The following is a 14,959-nucleotide window of genomic DNA, read 5'->3' on the forward strand; positions in this document are numbered from 1 at the left end:
CTTCGCGCAGGACGCCAAGCAGCCCGTGCCCTTTGCCGGCGTGATCCTGCACGACAGCGAAGACGTGCTGCACCCGCTGGAACTGAAGTACTACAACTACCTGCTGCCCCGCATCGACTTCATTCAGCTGCCGGTGACGTCGCTGGAGCGCCATTGGTACGAGCTGGTGGCGGGCACCTACATGGACGAGTTCGCCGAGTGGCACACCAAGGATCTGGTGGTGCGCGAGAGCCTGTCGAAGATGGTGCCGTCGGCGGGCGTGGGCACGTGCTTTTCGCGCCGCGCGCTGGTGGAGCTGGCCGCCGAGACGAACAATCAGCCGTTCAACACCGACACGCTGACCGAGGACTACGACATCGGCGCGCGCCTGGCCCAGCGCGGCATGCGCCAGATCTTCGGCAAGTTCCCCGTCGAGTACGTGACGCGGCGCCAATCGTGGTTCGGCCTGGGCAAGGAACAGGTCGCGCACCTGCGCATGCCGCTGGGCGTGCGCGAATACTTTCCCAACACCTTCCGCACCGCCTACCGGCAAAAGGCGCGCTGGACGCTGGGCATCGGCCTGCAGGGCTGGCAGCAGGTGGGCTGGACGGGATCGCTGGCGACCAAGTACCTGCTTTTTCGGGATCGCAAGGGGCTGGTGACGTCCTTCATCGCCATCCTGGCCTACGTGCTGCTGGCCAATTTCTTCGTCTTCTATCTGGCCGACCTGTTTGGCTGGTGGACGGTGTATTACCCGTCCTACTTCCGGCCCGGCGGCTGGCTGGTGACGCTGATGTGGGCCAATGCCGTCGCACTGCTGCTGCGCGTGGTGCAGCGCGCGTACTTCGTCGGCCGGATGTACGGCTGGGAGCACGCGCTGCTGTCGATTCCGCGGATGATCGTCGGCAATTTCATCAACGCCATGGCGGCGGCCCGGGCGTGGCGTCTTTTCATCGGCCACCTGATTTCGGGCAAGCGGCTGGCGTGGGACAAGACCATGCACGACTTCCCGTCCACCGATCAGTTGGCGCAGCAGCGCCAGCGCCTGGGCGAGCTGCTGCTGTCGTGGCAGGCCATTGACCAATCCACGCTGGAGCAGGCGCTGCAGATCCAGGCGCGCGAGAAAAAGCCGCTGGGCCAGATCCTGACGGAACAGGGCTGGCTGGACGAAGGCACGCTGCACGAAGCCATCCAATTCCAACAGGCCGGACAAGGCGAGCCGCCGGCCGCGCCCGACACCAAACCTTCGACCCCATGATGTCCTTTCCTCGCTCGCTCGTTCTGTCCGCGGCTCTGGCCTGCGCCTGGGCTGCGGCGCCCGTTGGCGCTCAGACACAGCCGCGGGCCGAAGCGCCGCTGGAAGGTGCTGCCTGGCAGTTCGCCGACGAGGGTTACAAGAACTACGACGCCGGCAACTATGCGCTGGCGCAGCAGCAGGCGGAGTCGGCCATCGTGCTGCGCCCGGACGTGGAGCGCCTGCGCCTGCTGCTGATCTACTCGCTGCAAAAGCAGGGCAAGCTTCAAGAGGCCGACAAGGCCGCGGCCGATGCCATCGCCAGCGGACTGGATTCGCCGGCCCTGCGCCAGGCGCGCGCCAACCTGCGCCCCGCCCCGGCAGCTCGGCCCGCCGCCTCGCCTGCCGCTCCGCGAGCCAGCAGCGCCTACCAGCGCGGGTTTCCCATCGCCACCCGCGCCTACGCCGACTACAACCGCGCGGACTATCCCGCCGCCGAGCGCGGCGCCGAACGCGCGTTCCGGACCGATCCCAAACAGGGCGCGTGGGCGATGCTGTGGCTCGATGCGCTGGAAGCGCAGGGCAAGTACGCCGAGGCGGAAGCAGCCGCGGCCAAGGCCGTGGCGCTGGGCGCGCCGAACGGCAACGACCTGGCAGCGCGGCAGCAGACGCTTAAACGCCGCATGGCGGTCAAGCCGGCCGAGGAAGGCTATCAGGCGCTGATCGCCAACCGGCCCGGCGACGCCGTGCCACTGGCCCGGCAGGCCGTCGCACTGGCGCCCGAGAGCGCCAGCCACCGCCTGCTGCTCATCACGGCGCTCATGCTGGACAACCAGCTCGCCGCCGCCGAGGAAGCCGCCACGGACGCCATGCGGCAGGACGACGAGAACACCGTTGCGCTGCTGATGCGCGGCTACCTGCGCCAGCGCCAGGGCAGGACGCAGCAGGCGGACGCGGATTTTGACGCAGCGCTCAAACAGGACTGGCTGGACGACGAACAGCGGCGCAACGTGCGCCTGATCGCGGCCGACGCCGCCCTGGCCGCGGGCGAAAACGCGCGCGCGCTGGCGCTGGTCGAACCGCTGGGCGGCAAGGACGAAGCCGCGGCGCAGCGCATCAAGCGCGCGCGTGCCCGCCCGGCCATTCCCGCCACGCTAACGCTGGCGAACTACCCCGCCCCGGTGCAGGACTGCCGCGATACGCCCTACGGCACCTCGTGCGAGCTGCTGCCGTCGGATGCCGCAGGCAGCGGCGGCCCCGCCTCGCTGGCCTACGCCGCTTACGCGCGCGAGGATTATCAGGAAGCCATCAGCCAGGCGCGCAAGGCGGCCGAGCAGGATCCCGCCAACAAGGAATACCAGCGCCTGCTGACCACCACGCTGGCGGCCGGCAACGCCGCGCAACTGGCCGAGGCCAATACGCGCATGAGCGCGGCGCTGGCCGCGCAGCCCGGCGATCCCACGCTGCTGATGCAGCGCGGTTATCTGCACCAGCGCATGCGCCAGCCCAAACTCGCGCTCGAGGACTTCCAGGCCGCGCGCGCCACCGGCAAGGCGCCGCCCACCGTGATCCTGGACGAAGGCTATGCACTGGCCGGCGTGGGGGACAAGCGCGGGGCGGTGGATCGCCTGAAGGAAGCGATCGACGAGAACGACGCGGGCAAGCTGGATCTCACGCCCCAGCAGCGGTTCGACACGCGCAACGCCATCGGCGGGCTGGCGCGCGAATGGGGCGGGTATTTCTCGGCCGGCTACCGCGGCGCGCGGCCCGCGTCCTCAGGGCTGGGCGGCGCGGCCATCACCGTGCCCGGCGACGCCGTGTTCAGCACCGCCGAAATCTTCTGGCGGCCGTCGGACTTCCTCAATTCCTCGACCCGAACCTTCGAACTGTACGGACGCCTGTCGAACACGCTGTACGACAAGGGCGGCCGGACCGCGAGCCAGACCGTGTCCGACCCGTGTGGCGGAACCGTGGACATCGACAGCGCAACCAACCAGGGCATTTCCGGCATCCCCACCACGATCGGTTCGCTGGGCATGCGCTTCACGCCTTCCACCGAAGTGGGCCTGACCTTCGGTCTGGAACGCCAGTTCAACCTGGGCAGCGCCACGCGCCGCGGCACGTTCAGCCCGGACCCGGCCGCGCTGCGCTGCGCCCTGAACCGCGACAACCAGACCGCGCACTACCAGACCGACGCCGGCAGCAGCGGCGGCTGGCTGGCGTATGTGACCTACGGCCTGTACGAAGGCACGACGCTGCGCATCGACCGCCCCGACTGGTTCACGATGGAAGGCTATGTGCAGGCCGGCTATTCCTGGCAGGACATGCCGGCCAAGTTCTGGGTGCGCGACAACGCGACGGGCGTGGACGGCGAAAAGTCGTCGGGCCGGCTCAAGCGCGACCAGGCTTTCGGCGCCGGCGAACTGCGCGTGGGCCGCAGCTATCGCGTGGACGCGATCAGCGAGCGGCTGGTGTTCTTTCCCTATGCGGTCATCGGCGCGGACTGGCTGTGGAACAAGAACCGCGTCACCGGCTTTGACATCGACGGATCGGATTCCTACAGGCTGCTGGGCGACAACGCCTCGTGGTCGATGGGCGCCGGCCCCGGCTTCAACCTGCGCTACTGGTTCCGCGAAGACCACTACACCGCGCCCATGTCCTACCTGGACCTGACGACGCAATACCGTTTCAACATCGGCGGCGGGCAGGCCGACCGGGCCAGGGGCCTGTTCATCAACCTGACCCTGTCGTACTGACGACGCGCCGATCCGCAACACAAGGAGTTCATCCATGCACACCGCAACCCGTCTTCCGAAGCGCGCCCTGCCCGGTTTTGCCCGCCCGCTGGCCCGCGTGCTGGCGTCGGCCGCCCTGGCGGCGGCATGCGCCTCCACGGCGCAGGCGCAGCAGGCCTCGTCCATCGTGATCCAGGGCAAGGACAACTGGCTCTTTCCCGGCTGGGGCAGCCTGACGCAGGTGGACATGCGCGGCATCGACGCGTCCACGCAGCTCGTGCGCGAGACGCGCGACGCGCTGGCGGCCAAAGGCATCCAGCTCGAGGTGCTGGTGCTGCCGGACAAGACGTTCTTCTATCAGGACAAACTGCCGGACGGCAAGGCGCTCAGCGCCGACGTGAAAAAGCGCTATCAGACCATTCAGGACAAGCTCAAGCAGGCGGGCATCGCCACCATCGACGACGAGGCGGTGCTGCAGCGCGTGAAGAACAGCGGCCAGGAGGTCTTCTACCGCACCGACCAGCACTGGACGCAGGCCGCCGCGGACGCGACCGCCGACGCGCTGGCGCAGCGCATCAAGCAGGACGTGAAAACGCTGGCCGGCAAGCCCGGCACCGGCATGCCGCTGGGCAGCGTCGTCAACGAACGCCGCTATGGCGACCTGGCCGAGCTGTTCCTGACGCCGGACCAGCGCAAGCAGGCCGGCCGCGAGACCTTCACGGTGCGGCGACAGTCCGACAGCCAGAGCCTCGTGGACGACACGCCGGCGCCCGTGCACGTCACCGGCCACAGCATGGTGCAGCCCTACTTCGGCTTTCCGCAGAAGCTGTCCAACGCGCTGGACCGTCCGGTTTCGGTCAACTGGAAACCCGGCAACGTGGGCCATTGGGCGATGCTGCTGGAATATCTGGAATCGCCGGCCTTCAAGCAGAACAAGCCGCAGGTGCTGGTCTGGCAGATGTTCGAGCCTACCTACGCGCAAGGGCCCGAGGCCCGCGGGCTGTGGGACAACGCCTCCATCATGAGCGCCGAGACCTGGCGTTCGCGCATGAAAGCGGCCATCGGGAAGTAGGCGCGTGAGTACGCCGGACAAGACGCGCGCTGCTGGGAGCCGGGGCACAGGAAGCTCCGGCGCCGGAGGCTCGGACGCCGGAGGCCCGTATGCCGGACGCCCGGACGCCGGACGCCCGTATGCCAACCACCAGCTGACCGCCTGGGTGGTTGCCGTGCTGCTGGCCGTCGGCCTGGGCTGGGGCGGCTGGCGGTTGGCGCAGGCGCGCGTCGGCGCCGTCGCGATGTCGCCCTCCGCGTGGCTGGACGGCTCGGCGGGCGCCGCGCTGAACAAGGCGCTGGCGTTGCCGCGCCAGGCCGACGTCGACACCTGGAATGCCGCACTGCGCTACCGATTGTTCGGCGACCTGGGCGAACAGGTCGCGATGGGCTGCCCCGGCTGGCTGTTCTACCGCGACGGATTGCGGGCGCCGCCCGGCGTGCACGTCTTCGACGAACGCCTGCGCCTGATGCGGCACTGGGTGCGCGAACTGCGCGCCAAGCAGGTGCAGGTGCTGGTGGTCGCGGTGCCCGACAAGTCGCGTATCGAGTCCGCCCAACTCTGCGGCTTGCCCGTGTCGCAACCGATGCGTCAGACGCTGGACACCTGGCAAGCGGCGCTGCGGGCGGACGGCATGCCCTTCGTGGACCTGCGCGACGCGCTGCTGGCGGCCCCCGCGCCCCGCTTTTTCCGCACGGACGTGCACATGAATGCGCAAGGCGCGCAGGCGGCCGCCGCGCGCGTGGCCGAGGCGGCCTTGCCGCTCCTGAACGGCAAGGGTACGCAGGCCTTCAAGACGGAACCGGCCTCCGCGCCGCAGCCGCGCATGGGCGACCTGATCGTGCTGGCGGGCCTTGAGCAGGCGCCGCCCGGATGGCGGCCGGATCTGGAACAGGTGTCGGAGGCAAAGATCAAACCCGTGCGCAGCGGCGGGCTCCTGGATGAGACGCCGCCGGTTCAGGTGCTGCTGGCCGGCACCTCGAACGGCCGGCGCAGCCAGTTCGGGGAGCGCCTGGGCATGGGCCTGGGCCGCGAGGTCTGGAACATGAGCCTGGACGGCGGACAGTTCTCGGGCGCGCTGACGATGGCGCTGGGACAGCGCGCGCAATGGCCCGCGAGCCTGAAACTCGTGATCTGGGAGTTTTCGGAGAACGCCCTGTCGCTGCCGCTGACCGCGGACGAACAAGCCCTGCTGGCCCGCATCCCGTAGCGAACCAAGATGCTATTCAACTCCTACCTGTTCCTGTTCATCTTCCTGCCCGTGACCCTCGCGGCGTACTACACGCTGGGACGGCTGAACGTGCGGCTGGCGGCGCTGTGGCTGTGCCTGACCTCGCTGGTGTTCTATGGCTGGTGGAATCCGCAGTTCGTCGTGCTGCTGGCCGGCTCCATCGCCTTCAACTACGTGGTCAGCCAGTTGATCCTGCACAACGCCGCACGCCCCCGGCTGCAGGGCCTGATCGTGGGACTGGGCGTGGGCGCCGACCTGGCGCTGCTGTTCCACTACAAGTATTTCGTGACGCTGCTCAACTTCCTGAACGACTTGGGCATGACGGCAACAACAGTTGACGACATCATCCTGCCGCTCGGCATTTCGTTCTTCACGTTCACCCAGATCGGCTACCTGCTGGACTGCAAGGCAGGCGTGGTGAAAGAGCGCAGCCTGCTGAGCTACGTACTCTTCGTGACGTTCTTTCCGCATCTGATCGCCGGCCCGATCCTGCACCACAAGGAAATGATGCCGCAGTTCGCGCAGCCGGAAAATTACCGGTTCAAGGCTGAAAACCTGACGGTGGGCGCGATGCTGTTCGTGATCGGCCTGGCCAAGAAGGTGCTGCTGGCCGATGGCATCGCGCCGTACGCCGACGCGGGGTTCGCGGCGCCGGGTGAGCTGCAGTTCTTCGGATCATGGGGCGCCAGCCTCTGCTATGCGCTGCAGCTCTACTTTGATTTCTCGGGCTATTCGGACATGGCGCTGGGTCTGGCCAAGATGTTCGGCATCCGCTTCCCGCTGAATTTCAACTCGCCCTACAAGGCGGGCAACATCATCGAATTCTGGGCGCGCTGGCACATGACGCTGACGCGCTACATCACCGCGTATCTGTACTACCCGGTGGCGGTGGCGGTGAACAAGTGGCGCACGAACCGCAACCTGCCGGTGGGCTCGGCCGGGCTGAAGACGCTGGGCGGCTTTGCCGGCAGCATCGCGTTGCCGACGCTGTTCACGATGACGCTGGCGGGCGTTTGGCACGGCGCGGGTTTCCAGTTCGTGGTGTTCGGGCTGCTGCACGCGATGTACCTGTCGGTGAACCATGCCTGGCGCATCTTCGTCGTGGGCCGCAAGCCCGCCGCCGCGCGCGACACGCGTGCCGCCACGCGCGCACTGTGCGTGCTGATCACCTTTGTTGCGGTGCTGGTGGCGCAAGCGTTCTTCCGCGCCCACGGCGTGGGCGACGCCCTGCTGCTGGTGCAGGGCATGACGGGCGCGCGCGGCATCGAGCCGCTGGACATGTCCGCGCATGTCGCCGGCCTTGCGTTTGGCGACGCCTGGCGCGTCATCGCCGGCCACCACATGCAGCTCATCTATGCCGTCGTGCTGCTGGGCATCGCGTGGTTCGCGCCCAATTCGCACCAGATCCTGGGCCGCTGGTCGCCGGCCCTGTTCAAGCCGAATGAGGCCCCGCAGCCCTACCTGCGCTGGCGCCCCAACCTGGCGTGGATGGCGGTCATGCTGGTGCTGCTGGCTTTCTGCCTGGTCAACCTGCACAAGGAAGCCCGGTTTCTCTATTTCCAATTCTGATCCCACGGGGTCGCGGAGCAAGACATGGACATCAACGCTATCGAAGCCAAAGTGGCGCAACTCGTCGAAGGCATCATCCTCACACAGGTGGACCCGGACACGCTGCTGATCGAATCGGGACTGGTCGACTCGCTGGCCGCCGTCGACGTGGCGCTGGCGGTCGAGCGCGAGTTCGGCTGCAAGATCCCGCCCACCGAGATCGACGTGCATCTGGAATCGGTGCATACGCTGGCGGCATTCATCGCGGAACGCCGCGGCGCCTAGCGCGCAGCCACGGGAGGGCCGGACCATGCGCTTCGACTTCAACACGTTCGATTTCGCGGACACGCAGACTGGCGCGGACGCCATCGCGGTCGTGGACGCGCGCGGAGCCACATCGTGGCGCGCGCTGCGCGCCGCCACCGAGGTCTGGGAACAGGAAGCGCGGAACGCGGGCGCGCGACCCGATACGCCGCTGGTGATTTCCGGCCACAAGGAAACGGCGTTTCTGATTGCGATACTGGGCTGCCTGCGGCTGGGCGTGCCCTTCGTGCCGGTGGATGTCATCAACCCGCCCGAGCGCATCGCACGCATCGGCGAGCTGGTGCGCGCGGGCCTGCGCTACGACGCGCAGGCGGCGCAATTCGTTGCCACGGGCGGCGAGGCCGCGCCGCTGGAAGAAAAGGGTCTGGCCTACATCATGTTCACGTCGGGCAGCACCGGCGACCCGAAAGGCGTGCAGATCGGCCGTGAAAGCGTGGGCCTCTTTGCCGGATGGATCCGCGACTGCCTCGCGCTGGGCACGGCGCCGGTCTTCATGGACCAGATGCTGTTCAGCTTCGATTTTTCGCTGTTCAACTGGGTGGGCGCGCTGACGCTGGGCGGAACCTGCGTGCTGTGTCCGCGCGAGACCATCGCGCAGCGCGATGCCTTCGTGCAGTATCTGGCTAGCAGCCGCATCAGCGTCTGGGCGTCCACGCCCTCGTTCGTGCGGCAGCAGTTGTTCAACCCCGAGTTCGACCAGGCCCACCTGCCCGACCTGCGCGTCTTCGTGTTCGGCGCGGAATCGCTGACGCCCGCATTGGCCGAGGAACTGTGGCAGCGCTTTCCGCAGGTTCGCATCGTCAATTCCTACGGCCCGACCGAGGCGACGTGCTCGACCACGTGGGTCGAGATCGACCCGGCACTGCGCGCGGCGGCGCCGAATCCATTTCCCATCGGCCGCGCCAAGCCCTATGCCGAAGTCTTTATCGAAAACGGCGAGATCAGCATCGCGGGCGATCACGTCATGCGCGGCTATCTGAACCGTCCCGACCTGAACGCCACGCGCATGTTCACGCGCGACGGCAAGCGCGGCTATCGCAGCGGCGATCTGGGCGAGATCGACGCGCAGGGCCTCGTCACCTTCCGCGGCCGCATCGACGATCAGATCAAGCTGCATGGCTACCGCATTGAACTGGCGGAGATCGACGCGGCCATCGCCGCCCTTCCCGGCGTGCGCGCCGGCGCAACGGTGGCGCTGCGCCGGCCCGACGGCGCCATCGTCAGGCTGATCGGGTTTGTCGAACCTGCCGCAAACGGCCAGGGTTCGCTCTCCACTGCCGCGGGCCTGCAACCGCTGCCCGCGGATCTGACAGACTGGAAGGCCATACTTGGCCGGCGTTTGCCGCCGTACATGATTCCCTCCGAGCTGGTGGCCTGCCCGCACTTTCCCACCACCAGCACGGACAAGGCGGACCGCAGGCAGCTCGAACGCCTGTATCTTGAAACGCGCCTCAGCAAGAAACCGGAGCCGCACGCATGACTCGCACAACCTCACGCCTCGCCCTCGTCCTGACGCTGGCGGCCTGCGCCGCCAGTGCCGCCGCCGAAGGCGTGCTGGCGCAACTGTATGCTGCCCGCCCGCCGGCGGGTTCCTCGTTCGTGCGGGTGGTCAATCCGCACGTGAACCCGTTGCAGGCGCAGGTCGCGCAAGGGCCGGTCCAGGAGATCGGGCCGGACCGGCAGGCCACCACCTACGCCATCGTGAAGGGCAATCAGCCCTTCGACGTGCGCATCGACGGCAAGCTCGCCGGCACGCTGCAAGTGGCGCCCGACACGTTCAGCACGCTGGTGCCGCGGCGCGACGGCGGCAGGCTGTCGTTCAGCGTCATCGACGACAACGCCGGCGCGCAGGACGCGCTGAAGGCGGAGCTGCGCTTCTATAACCTGGCGACGGATTGCCCCGCCGGGCAGCTGTCCGTCAGTCCGTCGGGCCCGGTCCTGTTCAAGGACGTCGAACCCGGCGCGTCCGCCGCGCGCGCGATCAATCCGGTCAGCGCGACGCTGGCCGCCGGCTGCGGTGCCGCCGCGTCACCGGCGCTGCCGCTGCCGGTGTTGCAGCCGGGCGACCACTACAGCCTGTTCCTGACCGGGACACCCGAAGCGCCCGTGCTGCGTGGCCAGACCAGCGGCACGGACGCCTACAAAAAATAGGGAGGCCATCATGCGCCGCGTTTTCCGGGACGACCACGAACTCTTCCGCGATCAGCTCAAACGCTTCATCGAGAGCGAGATCGCGCCCCGCTATGCCGAATGGGAAGACGCCGGCGTGACCCCGCGCGCGCTGTGGCGGCGGGCGGGCGAAGAGGGGCTGCTCAATTGCGCGCTGCCGGACCCGTATGGCGCGGGCGGCGACTTCGGGCATTCCGCCGTCGTGATCGAGGAACTGGCCCGCGCCAATTTCCTGGGCATCGGCTTTTCCATCCACTCCGACATGGTCGCGCCGTATGTGATGAACGTCGGGACCGACGCGCAGAAACAGCGCTGGCTGCCTGCCATGACGCGCGGCGAGACCATCGGCGCCATCGCGCTGACCGAGCCGGACGCGGGCAGCGATCTGAAGGCAGTGCGCACGCGCGCGCGGCGCGATGGCGAACACTTCATCCTCAATGGCCAGAAGACCTTCATCACCAACGGCGTGAACGCGGGCCTGGCCATCGTGCTGGCCAGCACCGATCCCGATCTGGGCGCGCGCGGGCTGTCGCTGTTCTGCGTCGAGGAAAACCTGCCGGGATACACGAAGGGCGCGCCGCTGCACAAGATCGGCCAGCACAGCCAGGACACCTGCGAGCTCTTTTTCAACGATGTGCGCCTGCCCGCCGATTGCCTGCTGGGTCCGCTGAACAATGCGTTCGAGATCATGACGCGCGAGCTGGCGCGAGAACGGCTGGCGATCGCGCTCCGTGCGGCGGCGTCGCAGGAAGGCATGCTGGAGCAGGCGGCGCAGTACACGCGCGACCGCAAGGTGTTCGGGCGTCGCGTCATCGACTACCAGAACACGCGCTTCAAGCTGGCGAATGCGCGCGCGCAGAGCGCGATGCTGCGTGTGTTTCTGGACGATTGCCTGGCGCGCATGATGGAAGGCGAGCTAGACGCGACCACGGCAGCCATCGCCAAGCTCAACGCGACCGAGATGCAGGGCCGCATTCTGGACGACCTGCTGCAGCTCTACGGCGGCTATGGCTACATGGCGGAATACGGCATCGGCCGCGCCTGGGCGGACGCGCGTGCGTTGCGCATTTTCGGCGGAACGAACGAGGTCATGCTGGAGATCATCGGCCGCAGCTTCAACTGACATGATGCGGCGCGTCTGATGCCGCGCATTTCAGAGCCGAGCGTCCATCCAGGCCTGCATCAGCGCGCGCGCCTCGGGCGTGTCGTCGATGACCCACGGGTCCAGCGCAAAGGCCACGATGCGCTTGGCGCCATAGCCGCGCGCCACCTCCCACTGCTCGCGTACCCGATCAAAATCGGCGGACCGCGCCTTGAAGGTCGAGCCGTCGGTGGCGCCCGAGGGCAGTTCCTCGAACAGTTCCAGGATCAGGTCGAATGACGCGTGGCGGGCCAGCAGCATGTCGTGCAACGGTTCCAGCGCACTCAGGTTCTCCAACCCGGCCACGCCGACGCCGTCCTGGATCATGGGATGAATGCCGACGTGGTCCAGGATATGGCTCCACAACTTCATCAACGACCCGTCGCCCGGCAGGCGGCTGTGATACGTGGAAATGCAGGGCACGCTGCTGCTGGTCTCTTGCGCCGCGCGCGACAGAGCGTCCAGCCACGGCACCAGCAGCGCCTGCCGTTCGGCAGACGCCCAGTTGTACTGTTCCAGTTCGTACGGTAGATACCATCCGCGGAAGGCGCGGCGCTGGTTCCAGCCGGACTCCCGCATGTACGCGGCGCCGCGTTCGCGCATCTGGTCCAGGAAGGCGGCCAGCGCGGGCGTGTCGGCGCGGGCCAGCACGTCCCACCAGCGCTGGTCGTATGGCAGGCCCACGTGTATGCCAATGCCCTGGTGCGCGGCCTCGTCGAACAGCGTGCCGAGCAGCGCTTGCGGGGCCATCCAGTCATCCGGCCGCCCGCCTTCCAGACCGGTCCATTGCAGGAAGATCTCGCGGCAGCCCAGCCGCCGGAAGCTGCGCAGTCGCAGGCGCCAGTCTTCAGGCGTCAGGTCCGCGTGGCTGCGCCAGAGCTGCAGGAAAGTGGCGTTAAGGGAAAGCGGCGGCGTACATGCCGCCAGCGGCGCCAGGGCGCTTAACGCCAGCGCCTGAAAGAGGCGCCGGCGCAGGGGGGAGTGGAGCTGCGGAGGTAACAGGAGACTGCCCAGCCTTTATCCGCGGTTGCCGAACAGGCCGGACAACGAGCCCAGCAGGTCGGCGGGGTTGAATTGCTGGCCGGGCTGCACCGCGCCTTCCGGCGTGGCCTTGTCGACCAGTTGCGGCAGCAGGGCCGACAGCGAATCCAGCACGGAGGTGGTGTCCTGCCCCGTCTTGGCCGCCAGTTCGTTCACGACGCCGGGATCCAGCACGGAACCGAGCTGGTCAGGGCTGACCGGCAAATTCTGGCCTGTACCCACCCACGACGCCACCACTTCGCCCAGCCCGCCCTTCTGAAAACTGGCGATCAGACCGGTCAGACCGCCCGGGTATTTGTTCAGTTGCTCGATCAACGCGGGCAGCAGCGAGGCCGACCCGCCTTGCTGACCGCCGCCGGCCATCGAGGCCAAAGTGTCCAATAGGCTCATTGCCGCGCTCCTGAAAAAGTCGGGAAATCAGTATAGGCCTATGAAAAGCGTGGTGCGCGGCAATGCTGTTGCCGCCCGCGACGACTTTGCAAAAGTTGTAAATCGCGGGGACGGGTCATGCTTTTGGATAGCGCTTTTGGCTCAGCCTTTCGGTGCGGCCGTCGACGCCCTCAGCGCCTTCAGCGCCTTCTGGCCCGCGCGCCCGTCCGGCGACAGTCCCAGTTCGCGTTGGGCGGCCTGCAAGGCCTGGCGCGTGCGGGCGCCGATCATGCCGTCAGGCTCGCCCAGATCGTAGCCACGCGCGATCAGAAGCCGTTGCAATTCGCGTCGTTCTGCGCGCGACAGGCCCGGATCGTCCGTGGGCCACGCCTGGATCAGCGGGCCGCCGCCGCGCAGACGGTCGGACAGATGCGCGATCGCCAGCGCATAGCTTTCGGCGGCGTTGTAGGAATACAGGGCATCGAAATTGCGCGTCACCAGAAACGCCGGACCATTGCGGCCCGCCGGCAGCAACAGGCCGGCCGGCGTATCGCCGCCTGGCAGCGCCTGTCCATCGGCGCGCATCACACCCTGCTTTACCCACGACGACATCGGCCGCTTGTTCTTGCGGCCCGCGCCGGACGTGTCCAGTTTCGCGGGCAGTTTCACCTCGTAACCCCACGCCAGCCCCGGATTCCAGCCCGCGCGCTTCAGGAAATTCGCCGTGGACGCCAGCGCGTCCGGCACGCTGTCGACCAGGTCGCGCCGGCCGTCGCCGTCAAAATCCACGGCCAGACGCAGATACGTTGACGGCATGAACTGGGTCTGGCCGAACGCGCCGGCCCAGGACCCCACCAGGCGCTCAGGCGCAATGTGTTCGTCCTGGATGATCTTCAGCGTAGAGAAGAACTCGCCCCGGAAATACGCCTGGCGCCGGCCATAGCACGACAGCGTGGACAGGGACGTCAGCAGCGGCCGCCCGCCCAGCGTGCGCCCGAAGTTGCTTTCCACGCCCCACACCGCGGCAATCGTGGCCGGGTCCACGCCATAGCGCTGCGACGCGCGGTCCAGTTCGGCCTGCCAACGCGCCATGCCGGCCTGCCCGTCCGCCACTCGCTCGTCGTCCACCAGGCCCGCCATGTAGTCCCAAATCGGCGTCTTGAACTCCGGCTGCGCGTCCAGCAGGTCGATCACGGCCATGTCGGGCGCGAGCTGCGCCGTGTGCGTGTCGAACGTCGCGGCCGACACGCTGGCCTTCATGGCGGGCGCGCGCAACTGCGACAGGCAGGCGGCAAAGTCGCCGGCGGCAAGCGCCGCGGGCGCCGGCAGGATCAGCGCGGCGGTCGTCACCGAAACGGCCGTCACCGCGCGGGTGACAGCGGCATTCAACTGCGCGCGGCGCAACAGGGATTTCATGCTTGGGATTCCTTGGGAGGTGCGATCGCGGCATCGCCTTGCAGGCGCCGCGTCCAGTCTTCAACTTCGCCGGCGCGGGCGCGCTTTTCAAAGAGCGTGCGCCAGTTCGGCGACAGCTCGGGCAGCGCCGCCAACGCGTGCAGCACGTCCGGATCCAGCACGCGGCGGTTCAAGATGTCCTGCACACGCGCCAGCGACCATTGCGGGTGCAGCCGCTCCTGCAACGTCAGCGTGTCGCCCGGCGCCAGCCAGCCGGTCCGCAGCACGCGGTAGTACCAGCCCGTCATGCCGCTGGCCTGCACCTGCGCGGCCATGCCCTTGTGCTGGAAGCGGTGATCCAGCTTCCAGCACGGCTGGCGCGCCTGCGACACCTGAATCAACGCGGTGCCCGCGCGGTAGACGTCGCCCACGCACACGTCGCTTTCGGTCATGCCGGTGGTGGAGAGGTTTTCGCCGAAGGCGCCCGGCGTGCGCAGCACGGCGCGTTCGCCCAGTATCTGCAGCCACGCGGGATAGTGGTCGCGCGCGTAATGGTGCAAGGCCTTTTCCGGCCCGCCATGAAAGCGCCGGTCTGCCTGGGCGTCGCCGTCTAGTCCTTCCAGACCGAGCCAGCGCCGCTCGGCGACCGGATGCTTGTCGATGCCGCTGTCGCGCCCCGAATCGCCCAGTGGCCGCACAGCGCCCGTCAGCAGCGCGTCGATTGTGATGTCCATCTTCCCGT

General features: G+C 67.9%; 13 protein-coding genes. 9 read left to right on the forward strand and 4 right to left on the reverse strand.

Annotated elements, in window-relative coordinates; translation table 11 throughout:
• The 9 genes from RT697_RS14260 to RT697_RS14300 form a co-directional block, all read left to right on the forward strand.
• The coding region (locus tag RT697_RS14260; RefSeq protein ID WP_313699705.1) for a glycosyl transferase family protein at positions 1-1,237 on the forward strand (1,237 nt) is incomplete at its 5' end.
• On the forward strand, positions 1,234-3,969 hold the full coding sequence (locus RT697_RS14265; RefSeq protein WP_313699707.1) for an NfrA family protein: 2,736 nt from the start codon (positions 1,234-1,236) through the stop codon (positions 3,967-3,969). The genes RT697_RS14260 and RT697_RS14265, both read left to right, overlap by 4 nt.
• Before the next feature lie 34 nt (positions 3,970-4,003).
• Positions 4,004-5,020 (forward strand): alginate O-acetyltransferase AlgX-related protein, encoded by a 1,017-nt coding sequence (locus RT697_RS14270; protein WP_313699709.1) that lies wholly within the window; start codon positions 4,004-4,006, stop codon positions 5,018-5,020.
• Between the two features lie 133 nt (positions 5,021-5,153).
• Positions 5,154-6,209 carry an alginate O-acetyltransferase AlgX-related protein gene (locus RT697_RS14275; RefSeq protein WP_313699752.1) on the forward strand — a complete coding sequence of 352 codons (1,056 nt, stop codon included), beginning with the start codon at positions 5,154-5,156 and terminating at the stop codon, positions 6,207-6,209.
• Positions 6,210-6,218: 9 nt separating this feature from the next.
• Positions 6,219-7,799, forward strand: coding sequence for an MBOAT family O-acyltransferase (locus RT697_RS14280; protein WP_313699711.1), 1,581 nt, complete (start codon positions 6,219-6,221; stop codon positions 7,797-7,799).
• A gap of 24 nt (positions 7,800-7,823) precedes the next feature.
• Positions 7,824-8,063: an acyl carrier protein gene (locus RT697_RS14285; protein ID WP_105237897.1), complete on the forward strand. Its 240-nt coding sequence runs from the start codon at positions 7,824-7,826 to the stop codon at positions 8,061-8,063.
• A gap of 25 nt (positions 8,064-8,088) precedes the next feature.
• The gene (locus RT697_RS14290; RefSeq protein WP_313699713.1) at positions 8,089-9,582 is read left to right on the forward strand and encodes an AMP-binding protein; all 1,494 of its coding nucleotides are present in this window, start codon (positions 8,089-8,091) and stop codon (positions 9,580-9,582) included.
• Positions 9,579-10,253, forward strand: coding sequence for an alginate O-acetyltransferase AlgF (locus tag RT697_RS14295; RefSeq protein ID WP_313699715.1), 675 nt, complete (start codon positions 9,579-9,581; stop codon positions 10,251-10,253). The genes RT697_RS14290 and RT697_RS14295 overlap by 4 nt, the downstream gene beginning before the upstream one ends.
• Before the next feature lie 10 nt (positions 10,254-10,263).
• Complete coding sequence (locus RT697_RS14300) at positions 10,264-11,394, forward strand: acyl-CoA dehydrogenase family protein (protein ID WP_313699717.1); 1,131 nt, start codon at positions 10,264-10,266, stop codon at positions 11,392-11,394.
• A gap of 30 nt (positions 11,395-11,424) precedes the next feature.
• Here the strand turns inward: RT697_RS14300 and RT697_RS14305 are convergent, their stop codons facing one another.
• From RT697_RS14305 to RT697_RS14320, 4 genes are all read right to left on the reverse strand, one after another.
• On the reverse strand, positions 11,425-12,426 hold the full coding sequence (locus RT697_RS14305; RefSeq protein WP_313699753.1) for a DUF4434 domain-containing protein: 1,002 nt from the start codon (positions 12,424-12,426) through the stop codon (positions 11,425-11,427).
• 3 nt (positions 12,427-12,429) lie between these two features.
• On the reverse strand, positions 12,430-12,843 hold the full coding sequence (locus RT697_RS14310; protein ID WP_105237892.1) for a YidB family protein: 414 nt from the start codon (positions 12,841-12,843) through the stop codon (positions 12,430-12,432).
• Between the two features lie 141 nt (positions 12,844-12,984).
• Positions 12,985-14,172 carry a lytic murein transglycosylase gene (locus RT697_RS14315; RefSeq protein ID WP_409517439.1) on the reverse strand — a complete coding sequence of 396 codons (1,188 nt, stop codon included), beginning with the start codon at positions 14,170-14,172 and terminating at the stop codon, positions 12,985-12,987.
• 62 nt (positions 14,173-14,234) lie between these two features.
• A complete protein-coding gene (locus RT697_RS14320; RefSeq protein ID WP_313699721.1) occupies positions 14,235-14,951 on the reverse strand; it encodes an MOSC domain-containing protein in 717 nt (238 codons plus the stop codon).
• Positions 14,952-14,959: the final 8 nt, after the last annotated feature.

Origin of the sequence: Achromobacter sp., from assembly GCF_032113835.1 — a bacterium.
Lineage (GTDB): Bacteria > Pseudomonadota > Gammaproteobacteria > Burkholderiales > Burkholderiaceae_B > Achromobacter.

What these genes read in the sequence shown, in the direction of transcription:
- RT697_RS14265 (WP_313699707.1), top strand. Translation starts at nt 1,234, where the DNA reads ATGATGTCCTTTCCTCGCTCGCTCGTTCTGTCCGCGGCTCTGGCCTGC.
- RT697_RS14270 (WP_313699709.1), top strand. Translation starts at nt 4,004, where the DNA reads ATGCACACCGCAACCCGTCTTCCGAAGCGCGCCCTGCCCGGTTTTGCC.
- RT697_RS14280 (WP_313699711.1), top strand. Translation starts at nt 6,219, where the DNA reads ATGCTATTCAACTCCTACCTGTTCCTGTTCATCTTCCTGCCCGTGACC.
- RT697_RS14285 (WP_105237897.1), top strand. Translation starts at nt 7,824, where the DNA reads ATGGACATCAACGCTATCGAAGCCAAAGTGGCGCAACTCGTCGAAGGC.
- RT697_RS14290 (WP_313699713.1), top strand. Translation starts at nt 8,089, where the DNA reads ATGCGCTTCGACTTCAACACGTTCGATTTCGCGGACACGCAGACTGGC.
- RT697_RS14295 (WP_313699715.1), top strand. Translation starts at nt 9,579, where the DNA reads ATGACTCGCACAACCTCACGCCTCGCCCTCGTCCTGACGCTGGCGGCC.
- RT697_RS14300 (WP_313699717.1), top strand. Translation starts at nt 10,264, where the DNA reads ATGCGCCGCGTTTTCCGGGACGACCACGAACTCTTCCGCGATCAGCTC.
- RT697_RS14310 (WP_105237892.1), bottom strand. Translation starts at nt 12,843, where the DNA reads ATGAGCCTATTGGACACTTTGGCCTCGATGGCCGGCGGCGGTCAGCAA.
- RT697_RS14320 (WP_313699721.1), bottom strand. Translation starts at nt 14,951, where the DNA reads ATGGACATCACAATCGACGCGCTGCTGACGGGCGCTGTGCGGCCACTG.